Source organism: Lutibacter sp. A64 (assembly GCF_022429565.1).
In the GTDB taxonomy this organism is placed as follows: Bacteria; Bacteroidota; Bacteroidia; order Flavobacteriales; family Flavobacteriaceae; genus Lutibacter.
This window is the reverse complement of sequence record NZ_CP092487.1, coordinates 2,713,531-2,723,586: the sequence shown is the minus strand read 5'-3', so window position 1 is coordinate 2,723,586 and position 10,056 is coordinate 2,713,531. Positions and strand designations below refer to the sequence as shown.

Annotated in this window: 11 protein-coding genes; 5 read left to right on the top strand and 6 right to left on the bottom strand. The window is 29.3% G+C overall.

The genetic code is table 11. The features are described from left to right. Positions 1 to 66: 66 nt before the first annotated feature. Complete coding sequence (locus MKD41_RS11100; protein ID WP_240242362.1) at positions 67 to 969, top strand: PorP/SprF family type IX secretion system membrane protein; 903 nt, start codon at positions 67 to 69, stop codon at positions 967 to 969. 18 nt (positions 970 to 987) lie between these two features. Further along, positions 988 to 2,586: an OmpA family protein gene (locus MKD41_RS11095; RefSeq protein WP_240242361.1), complete on the top strand. Its 1,599-nt coding sequence runs from the start codon at positions 988 to 990 to the stop codon at positions 2,584 to 2,586. Positions 2,587 to 2,726: 140 nt separating this feature from the next. On the opposite strand, the gene MKD41_RS11090 is transcribed toward MKD41_RS11095, so the two are convergent. Together MKD41_RS11090 and MKD41_RS11085 are read right to left on the bottom strand one after the other, a co-directional pair. Further along, complete coding sequence (locus tag MKD41_RS11090) at positions 2,727 to 3,845, bottom strand: TlpA family protein disulfide reductase (protein ID WP_240242360.1); 1,119 nt, start codon at positions 3,843 to 3,845, stop codon at positions 2,727 to 2,729. A 59-nt stretch (positions 3,846 to 3,904) separates the two neighbouring features. Then, positions 3,905 to 4,414: a CvpA family protein gene (locus MKD41_RS11085; RefSeq protein ID WP_240242359.1), complete on the bottom strand. Its 510-nt coding sequence runs from the start codon at positions 4,412 to 4,414 to the stop codon at positions 3,905 to 3,907. A gap of 64 nt (positions 4,415 to 4,478) precedes the next feature. Here MKD41_RS11085 and MKD41_RS11080 point away from each other — a divergent pair, with 64 nt between their 5' ends. Then, positions 4,479 to 4,838, top strand: a complete 360-nt coding sequence (locus MKD41_RS11080) for a hypothetical protein (RefSeq protein WP_240242358.1) — start codon at positions 4,479 to 4,481, stop codon at positions 4,836 to 4,838. Positions 4,839 to 5,001: 163 nt separating this feature from the next. After that, on the top strand, positions 5,002 to 6,351 hold the full coding sequence (locus MKD41_RS11075; protein ID WP_240242357.1) for a TlpA family protein disulfide reductase: 1,350 nt from the start codon (positions 5,002 to 5,004) through the stop codon (positions 6,349 to 6,351). Positions 6,352 to 6,436: 85 nt separating this feature from the next. Here MKD41_RS11075 and MKD41_RS11070 read toward each other — a convergent pair whose 3' ends face one another. Together MKD41_RS11070 and MKD41_RS11065 are read right to left on the bottom strand one after the other, a co-directional pair. After that, on the bottom strand, positions 6,437 to 6,811 hold the full coding sequence (locus MKD41_RS11070; protein WP_240242356.1) for a NifB/NifX family molybdenum-iron cluster-binding protein: 375 nt from the start codon (positions 6,809 to 6,811) through the stop codon (positions 6,437 to 6,439). Between the two features lie 25 nt (positions 6,812 to 6,836). Beyond that, on the bottom strand, positions 6,837 to 7,244 hold the full coding sequence (locus MKD41_RS11065; RefSeq protein WP_240242355.1) for a DUF134 domain-containing protein: 408 nt from the start codon (positions 7,242 to 7,244) through the stop codon (positions 6,837 to 6,839). A 95-nt stretch (positions 7,245 to 7,339) separates the two neighbouring features. Here MKD41_RS11065 and MKD41_RS11060 point away from each other — a divergent pair, with 95 nt between their 5' ends. After that, on the top strand, positions 7,340 to 7,714 hold the full coding sequence (locus tag MKD41_RS11060; RefSeq protein ID WP_240242354.1) for an acyl-CoA thioesterase: 375 nt from the start codon (positions 7,340 to 7,342) through the stop codon (positions 7,712 to 7,714). 7 nt (positions 7,715 to 7,721) lie between these two features. Here MKD41_RS11060 and MKD41_RS11055 read toward each other — a convergent pair whose 3' ends face one another. Both MKD41_RS11055 and MKD41_RS11050 read right to left on the bottom strand, forming a co-directional pair. Then, complete coding sequence (locus MKD41_RS11055) at positions 7,722 to 8,081, bottom strand: YraN family protein (RefSeq protein WP_240242353.1); 360 nt, start codon at positions 8,079 to 8,081, stop codon at positions 7,722 to 7,724. 173 nt (positions 8,082 to 8,254) lie between these two features. Beyond that, on the bottom strand, positions 8,255 to 9,934 hold the full coding sequence (locus tag MKD41_RS11050) for a glutamine--tRNA ligase/YqeY domain fusion protein (protein WP_240242352.1): 1,680 nt from the start codon (positions 9,932 to 9,934) through the stop codon (positions 8,255 to 8,257). Positions 9,935 to 10,056 lie beyond the last annotated feature (122 nt).

Sequence of the window (10,056 nt, the reverse complement as noted above, 5' to 3'; positions counted from 1 at the left end):
CACTAATTTTAGGAAAGAGAGGGTTAATAAAACTCTCTTTCCTTTCATATTTTATAAAGCATGTTTATGAAAAAATTCAGATTAATTTTAGGGGTTTTCGCCTTAATGTCACTAACAACGGTTTTTGGACAGCAAGATCCACAATATACTCAGTATATGTATAATATGAATATACTAAACCCGGCCTATGCAGGCTCAAAAGGAGTAACAAGTATAGGATTATTAGGAAGAACACAGTGGGTTGGAGTAGAAGGAGCACCACAAACCTTTACTTTAGCTATGCATTCTCCAGTAGGTCGCGCTGTAGGATTAGGATTATCCGTAATTCACGATGAAATAGGACCAGTAAAGGAAGATAATGTTTATGCAGATTTTTCATATACAATTTTCACCTCAAGCACAGGAAGGTTGGCGTTTGGATTAAAAGCCGGAGTTACTTTTATGGATGTACGTGAATTGTTAATGATAGATCCAGACCCATTAAATATACCAGTTCATGAAACCTCACCGAATTTTGGAGCCGGTGTGTATTATTATACAGATAGGTTTTATGCAGGATTATCAGTACCAAATTTTTTAGAGACACGTCACTTAGAAAAAGATGGAGGAATTGTAAGTACAGCCTCAGAAAAGATGCACTATTTCTTGACTTCAGGTTATGTGTTTGATATTGCAGACAATTTAAAATTAAAGCCATCTACTATGCTAAAAGCCACAGCAGGAGCACCATTATCTGTAGATTTATCACTAAATCTATTAATAGATGAACGTGTCGAATTAGGATTGTCTCATAGGTTTGATGATTCTATAAGTGGAATGATTGGCTTTCAGGTAAATAACGATTTTAGAGTTGGTTATGCCTACGATTATACAACTTCAAAATTCGGAGATTTCAATTCAGGCTCACATGAAATACTTTTATTATTTGATTTTAATAGAAAAAAACTGAAGAGTCCAAGATTCTTTTAAAAATAAAAAAACAGAAATATGAAAAAAATTACACTACTTATACTATTATTTTGTGCAGGGTTTATCAATGCACAAGAAGTAAGTTATAGCATAAAAAACATTTCTGAGAACACAAAATTGGCAGATTTTGGAGTAACCTATTATGGAGAAAATGAAGCCGTATTTGCATCATCACGAAAAGATAAATCAATAAGAAAAAGAAACTGGTATTACAACCATCAACCTTATTTAGAATTATTTAAAGGAACCATAGGCGAAGAAGGAGAATTAATAGATGTAGAGCGTTTTTCAGAAGTAATCAATACAAAATATCACGAATCTAACGTAGCCTTTACCAAAGATTTAAAAACGGTTTATTTCTCAAGAAATAACTATATAAATAAATCGATAACAAAAGACGAAGAAGGTTGGGTTTTAATCCAATTATACAAAGCAACTGTAGGTGAAGATGGCGAATGGACTGATATTACCCCTATGCCATTTAATAGTGATAATTACCAAACAGGACATCCATCGTTAAATGCAGAAGAAGACAAGTTGTATTTTACATCAGATATGCCAGGCACATTAGGTTCTACAGATATATTTGTAGTGGCAATAAATGAAGATGGAAGTTATGGAACACCACAAAATTTAGGGCCAAATGTAAATACCTCAGGAAAAGAGATGTTTCCATTTATAGACGAGCATAATGTGCTTTATTACTCATCAGATGGTTATTTTGAAGGCAATGGAGGATTAGATGTATATGCAGTTCAAATAGAAGAAGAAGGAGCCTTAACAGCATCAAAAAACTTAGGATATCCAATAAATAGTGTAGGCGATGATTTTTCATTTGTAAAGAAGCCAGGCCAAAATTGGGGACATTTTTCATCAAATAGAGACGGAGGAAACGGAGATGATGATATTTATTATTTTGAAGCAACAGAAAGCGTTTTACCTTGTGAGCAGTTAGTAGCAGGTCAAGTACGTGAAAAACAATCAGGAGCATTATTACCAGGAGCTTTAGTAACATTATATGATGCAGAAGGAGAAAAACTAGAAAGTGTAATAGCCGATAAGTTTGCCACTTTTAGTTTTAAAGTAGATTGTGAAACAGCATATAAAGTTGTTGGAACAAAAGAAAGTTACAGTGAAGATAGTGAGGTGTTTACAACCACAGATGAACGCGATTTAGAATTGGAATTAGGCTTAAGTTTAGATTCTAATGAGTTTGTAAATGTAGATGGTAGATTATTAGTAAAAATAGATCCAATATACTTTGATTTAGACAAGTCATTTATACGTCCAGATGCTGCAATAGAATTAGCAAAAGTGGTACAAATAATGAAAAAATACCCGAATATAAAAATAGCTTCAGGATCTCATACAGACAGTCGAGCATCAGACCAATACAACTGGGCATTATCAAACAGAAGAGCAAAATCATCTGTAGAATGGATAATCTCACAAGGTATAGATCCTTCAAGAATAACAGGACAAGGTTATGGAGAAACACAATTGGTAAACAGATGTTCTGATGGCGTTAAATGTTCAGAAGTAGAACACCAATTAAACAGAAGAACAGAATTTGTGATTGTAAACCCTGAGGTAATCAATCAACCAATAGAAGAATAATAAAAGGTAAATAAACATCTTTAAAAACAATAAAATGCCACAATTTGTGGCATTTTATTATTTAATGTAGTTTTTTTTTAAAAAAGCATCTTTTTGTAATTAAAGTCTTTTTGAAATTTATCGCGAGCATAGAATTTACGTTAATTGTATAGTTTTTTTATAAAATCCCTTAATTTTTCTCCGTGAAGATTGCTTGCAATAATTTTTCCTTCTTTATCAATTATATAGTTTGTTGGTAAAGAGGTGATTCCATATTCAACAGCCACTGGAGTTTTAAATCCTTCAACAGTAGAAACATTTACCCAAGTTCTATTATCTGTTTTAAGTGCTTTTAACCAGCGTTCTTTGTTAGAGTCTAGAGAGATTCCATAAATTTCGAAACCATTAGCATTGTAGCTTTTATAAAGGTTGTTTAATAAAGCGCTTTCTGCTCTACAAGGTGGACACCAGCTTGCCCAAAAATCTATTAATGTATAATCACCTTTTATAGAATCTAAAGAGATTAGTTTATTTGTTTGATTAGGCATTTTAATGGTTGAAATTTTACTACCGATACTTGTTCTATTAAGAAGTTCAATTTTTTGTATAAGTTTTTTTGTAATTTCTAAATTAGGATATACATCTTTAAAATTTGTAACAATTTCATTAAGAGTTTCTAAATTTTCGTTATTCCAGCGTGTAGATGTTGGGTAAATAGCAATTGAAGTTGCCATAGTATCTTTTACAAATTGCACCAATTCTTTAAGATGAATTTTGTAATTTTCAACTTCAAGGGTTCTTAATTCTGTTATTAATTGTTTATTTTTTTCTTGGTTTAAGCCTTTTATACTGTCTCTTACAGAGGTAACCAATCTCTTTAAAGATGCTTTTCTAAACGTTTCATAATCGGTTAGTAATTGTGTGTCTTTAGATCCAGAAACTATTAAATCATCGTTCAAATTTCCATTAATCTTAATGTGTTGCCCCTTGTTTATTGCAAGCTGAAGAGTTTTTTTGCTATTAAAAGTTAAATTGTAAATATTAGGTTCTAAAAAATAGACAGCATTAAATTTTCCGCGTTTATCAACTTTTAAAGTGTCGATTATTTGTGCTTTTTTAGTTTGAATATCTTCTACTTGAGATAGTAATATATAATTGGTCTCTAAATTAGAAATACTTCCAGAAATAATAAATGAATTGTTTTTTTCAGTTGTACATCCATTTAATACTAGAGTTAAAGATAGTATGGTTAAAAAGTTTAGATAGTTAATAAGTTTCATTATTTAAAAGGTTTAATTTCTTTGACGTAAGTAACTGTTTTAACTAACAAAATTATTTTTTATATATCTAAATCTGTTTCTTCTTTAACTACAGTTAAAAAGTTTGGAAATAGACTAGGAGCTAAATTTTTTATAGGTTCATATAAAATAGAAGCTTCTTTTTGTTCTTCAGAAATAAACGGAATAGTGTTGTTTAATTTGGTGAAAACTAAAAGTACAATACTTAAAATAAGTCCAATTTTTAAAACACCAAAAACACCGCCAAGTAGTTTATTCAACATTCCAAGAGCTGCAAAATCGGCAATTTTTGTGAATAATTTACCCAATAAACCAATTGTTAAAACAATTATTCCAAAGGTAATTGCAAAAGAAATAATTGTAATATATCTTTCTTCCCAAGTTAATTTATCAGATAAAAAATCTGCAACAAAATAAGAAAAGTGAATTGCTCCATAAACACCAGCAATTAGCGCAAGTAGTGAAGCTACTTCAACAAATAAGCCTTTAAACAAACCTCTGATAAAACCAAATAATAAGAGTGCTGCTATAATAATGTCAAAAGTATTCATATTAATGTTTTTGTAAATATACATGAATCGATTTGTATATTTGTAACCTAACAAAAAATATCAAATGGCAAGAGATGAAAAATTAAAGGAAGATTACGAGCGAATTCTCGAAATCTTAGCAAGCAGGTTTGGAGATGGTGAGCAGTTAAACTTAGATGCAATTATTTATTTAATAGGTGTGCAAGAATTAGGAAAAGGTGCTATAGAATTTAAAAAAGATGACAAAGTTAATTTAATGCATATTGCAATTTGTAGGTTATTAGAGCCTTTTGGTTACTACGAATTTGACTTTTTTGATGATGATGGTTGGCCACATTATAAAACTTTAGAAGAATTACCACCATTAAAATCTGGCGAACAAACTGTGCTTATGAAAGAAGCCATAGTCTTATATTTTAAAGAACAAAAATTAATACCAGATTAATTTAGTTATTGTTTTAAATTGATACATGGAAGTGTATAATTTTAGAGCAGTTTGAAATCCAAAATACGTTTAATTTGTTTAACTAATAATAAGTGATTTTATTTCAAATAATAGAATCACTTATATTTGGTCTAATTTTTGAATAATTGTAACAAAAAATAAAATGTTAAAAAAAATAGTATTAATACTGCTGTTTATTAGTGCAGCAGCTCAAAGTCAAACTTTTGTTAAAGGAACTATGAGTCCTGTAATTAGCGATTTAGAATATGTAATTTTATATCAACTAAAAGGAGCAAAACAGTTATATATTACTAATGTTGATATAGATAATGGGGAGTTTAAAATAGGTTTTCCAGAAAATTCGCCCAAAGGAGTCTATCGATTAATGTACGATATAAACAATGGAGGATATGTAGATTTTTTATATTCAAAAGAAAGTGTTGAATTAAAATTTAATCCAAGTTTCCCTTCTGGAACTACTGAATTTATAACTTCCGAAGAAAATAAACTCTATGAAAATTATAAATCTAAAACAGATAATTTAAAGCAGCAATTAGATTCTTTACAGTTAGTATATTTTAGATTGCAAAATGAATCGGCACTTAAACTTACAAGTGAAAATTATAATAAAACGCTTAAGAATTATAAAGAAACACAAGCGGATTTTATAAATAAATCTAAAAACAAACTAGCATATAATTTTATAAAAGCAAGTGAAAGGTACTATGCTCCTGAAGTATTTTCTTCTCCACAATTATATTTAAATAGTGAAAAATTACATTATTTTGATGCAGTTGATTTTAATGATATCGTATTACAAAATTCAATTTTTTACACTGAGAAAATTGTAGATTATGTATTTTATTTAAATAGGTCAGATGAAATTGATGTTCAAAATACATTGTATATAAATGCAGTAAATGAAATTTCAGAAAAAATAGGGGATAATACAGCATTAAAAAGCGAAATGTTAATAACATTAATGTATAATTTTTCTCAGTTAGAAAATATTACACTTATAGATTATATTATTGAAAACCTTTATAATAAACTTCCAGTAGAAAATCAAAATCAAACCGATATTGATCAAATATTAGAAAGTGTTAAATTGGCTGTTGGTAGACCAGCACCTGATTTTACTTGGGATGAAAAGGGCATACAAAAAAGTTTATATAATGAAAATGAAGCTACAACTTATATGTTGATTTTTTGGAGTACAACTTGTTCTCATTGTTTAAATGAAGTTCCTCAATTGTACGATTTACTGAAAGATGATGAAGATGTAAAAGTTATTGCTATTGCTCTAGAAAATGATGAATTAGGTTTCAATCATTATTCTGAAAAATTTGAAAAATGGACAAATGTTCTTGGTTTAAATAAATGGGAAAACCCTATTGGAAATGCATATAATATTACATCTACACCAAGTTATTTTATTTTAGATGCTAATAAAAAAATAATTTCTAAACCTTATGCTTTAAGTGATGTTCAGAATTATTTTAAAAAAGATTAAAATAAATTATATTTAGGCTGTCTAAAATATTTTGAAAGTTTAAAATAACACAATATTACTATTTTACACAGCCTAAATTTTTAATTTAATGGCTACATTGGTGGTCTTCTTCATGTGTATGAGAACACGTAATACCATTATCTAAAATTTCTCCTTTTAAAAAGTTTGTTACAATTTCTTTTGTGTTTCCACTACACCCACGTATTACTTCAATATTAAATTTATTTAATACGTTTATTGCTCCTTGTCCAATTCCTCCGGCTAACATAGTTGTAACGCCGTGCTCTGCTAAAACTTGAGCAATATTAGATTTACAACCACAACCTTGATTAGATTCTAATATTTTAGTCGCAATTATTTCGTTTTCTTCTGAAATAGTATAGATTTCATAAAATTCACATTTACCAAAATGATCTTCTATTTGGTTGTTTTCAGTTACTGGTATTGCAATTATTTTCATTTTTATTTAAATTTTAAAAGACTTGTTAATTATTTAATTGAATAAACTCTTCAAAGCTATTTTCGTTGTTTTTAATGCATTTTTTATGACTTCTTTTATCTTCAACTAGTTTAAAACACTTTTTACATCTGTGCCATTCTTTTTTAAACTCGTAGTTGCCACCATCAATTACAATTGCTTTCCCTTCAACAAATGCTTTGGTAATATTTTTTAGTGCTTTATTATAAATTCTGGTTAGTGTTGGCCTAGAGATATTCATTAATACAGCTGCTTCTTTTTGTTGTAACATTTCATAATTAACCAAGCGAATACTTTCGTATTCTTCCATAGTTAATTGTACAACTTCAAGTTTGCATTTTGGAATTCCAAAAGGTTTATACCCTCTCATTTTCGGAGGTTTGGAAACTCTTCTGTTTTTTTCTGGTCTTGCCATATTTATATCTAAAGTTTAAAATAAAATACAAATATAATGAACGTAGGTTCATAATTATAACATTATTAGTTATATTTGATAAATTTTTTATTTAAATGGAAACAAAAATTAATAATTCAATAACAACACAATACAAAGTTGTTTTTTCTAAGATGTTAAACGATCAAAATAATTTGTTTGGCGGTATAGCAATGAAATGGATGGACGAAGTTGCGTATATTACTGCAATGCGTTTTACTAGAAAGAAAATGGTAACGGTATCAACGGATAAAATTAAGTTTTTAAAACCTGTAAAATCAGGTGAAATAGTACAATTAGTTGGAAAAGTTATTAAAGTTGGCTTGGCTAAAATTACAATTAAACTAGAATTATTTTCCGAGCAATTAGATTCAGAAACAAAGCAAAAAGCAATTGAAGCTTTTTTTGTGTTTGCTGCAGTTGATAAAAATAACAAGCCAATTAGAATTTAAAAAAATTTTAAAAGTGTAAAAAAGCATCTTCTAGATGTTCAATTTTAAAGGTGTATTGATTTTTTAAGATTGCAATAATATCAAATCGGACTTCTACATCTAAATCTTTTGTGGTAATGTATTGGTTAATAGCTTCTACCAATAGTCTAATTTTTTTCTGATTTACAAAATCTTGTGGATTTCCAAAATAATCGCTAGAGCGTGTTTTAACTTCTATAACAGCTAAAGTTTCACCTTTTAAGGCAATAATATCAACTTCTGCTTTTTTGTAAAACCAATTTTTTTCTAGAATTTGATAGCCGTTTTTTAAAAGATATTCAGCGGCAAGTTCTTCTCCTTTTTTACCTAATTCGTTGTGTGTAGCCATTTTTTTGATTTTAGATTAGTAGTTCTAAATATAAAGAAACTATAAATAACATACATTTTTTGAGATATATAAATAGAAAAGACTGTTTAAAAAGTCTAAATCCACCACGCTGAATTTGTTTCAGTTTGATTTATCTATTTTTTAAACAGCCTTTTATTTTGTAAAATAAATTATTATTCACCCATTTTAGCCCAACTATCACGTAAAGGAACAGTTCTGTTAAAAATTAGGTGATTTTCTGTAGCATCTGTATCAACACAAAAATATCCTAAGCGTTGAAATTGAAACCTATCTAAAATCTTAGCGGTTTTTAAACTTGGTTCTACAAAAGCTTCAATAATATTTAAAGAATCTGGATTTATAAATTCTTTAAAATCTTTGTCTTTATGTCCGTCAGGAGCTTCATCTGTAAACAAACGATCATACACTCTTACTTCTGCTTTAACGGCGTGTTTTATAGAAACCCAGTGCAATGTACCTTTTACTTTACGTTTACTAGCTTCTGTTCCGCTTCCGCTTAAAGAATCTTCGTCATAAGTACAGTGAATTTCGGTAACGTCACCGTTTTCATTTTTAATGCAGCTTTCAGCTTTAATTATATATGCATTTTTTAAACGCACTTCTTTTCCTAATTTTAAACGGAAAAACTTTTTATTTGCTTGTTCTCTAAAATCTTCTTTTTCAATATAAATTTCACGACTAAAAGGTACTGATCTACTACCAAAACCTTCAGCATAATCGTTATAATTAGCATCTAAAAATTCCTCTTTATCTTCAGGATAATTTGTAATAACCACTTTAACAGGGTCTAAAACAGCCATTACACGTGGTGCTGTTTTGTTTAAATCGTCTTTAATACAGTGTTCTAATAATGCCACGTCTGTAACATTGTCTCTTTTAGAAATTCCTGCAGTATCGCTAAATTTTCTAATAGCGCTTGGTGTGTAACCACGTCTTCTTAAACCAGAAATTGTAGGCATACGAGGATCATTCCAGCCAGAAACAATTTTTTCTTCAACCAATTGCAGTAATTTACGTTTACTCATAACAGTATAACTTAAATTTCTACGCGCAAATTCTCGTTGTTTTGGACGTAATTTGGCTGGATCGTATACTTGATCTACATACCAATCGTATAAATCTCTGTGGCTTTTAAATTCTAGAGTACAAATAGAATGTGAGATTTGTTCAATATAATCACTTTCACCGTGTGTCCAATCATACATTGGGTAAATACACCAATCGTTTGCAGTTCTATGATGATGTTTCTTTAAAATACGATACATAATAGGGTCGCGCATGTGCATATTGGTATGTTTCATATCAATTTTTGCGCGTAAAACATGAGAACCTTCTTCAAATTCTCCATTTTTCATTTTAAGAAAAAGTTCTAAGTTTTCTTCAACACTTCTATCTCTGTTTGGACTATTAGTTCCGGGTTCTGTTGGCGTTCCTTTTTGTACCGCCATTTGTTCTGAAGTTTGATTGTCTACATACGCCTTACCTTCTTTTATTAAGGTAATTGTCCAATCAAATAATTGCTGAAAATAGTCAGATGAATACAATTCTTTATCCCATTTAAAACCAAGCCATTCAATGTCTTGTTTTATAGAATCTACATATTCTTGCTCTTCCTTTGCAGGGTTTGTATCATCAAAACGTAAATTTACAGGTGCATTATAGCGCAAACCTAATCCAAAATTTAAACAAATAGAAGCTGCATGTCCAATATGTAAATATCCATTTGGTTCTGGCGGAAATCTAAATCGTAATTTATCTTTTGATAATCCGTTTGCTAAATCTTCCTCAATAATTTGTTCAATAAAATTCAGCGACTTTTTTTCTTCACTCATAATTCTAAAATAATAAGTTACAAAATTATCGATTTTTTTTGGCAATAGCTATAAATAATTAATAGTACCTAAGTTTAAAAAGTATATTTTGGGCGTTCCCTTTCAGGTCGGGCTTTCACTAC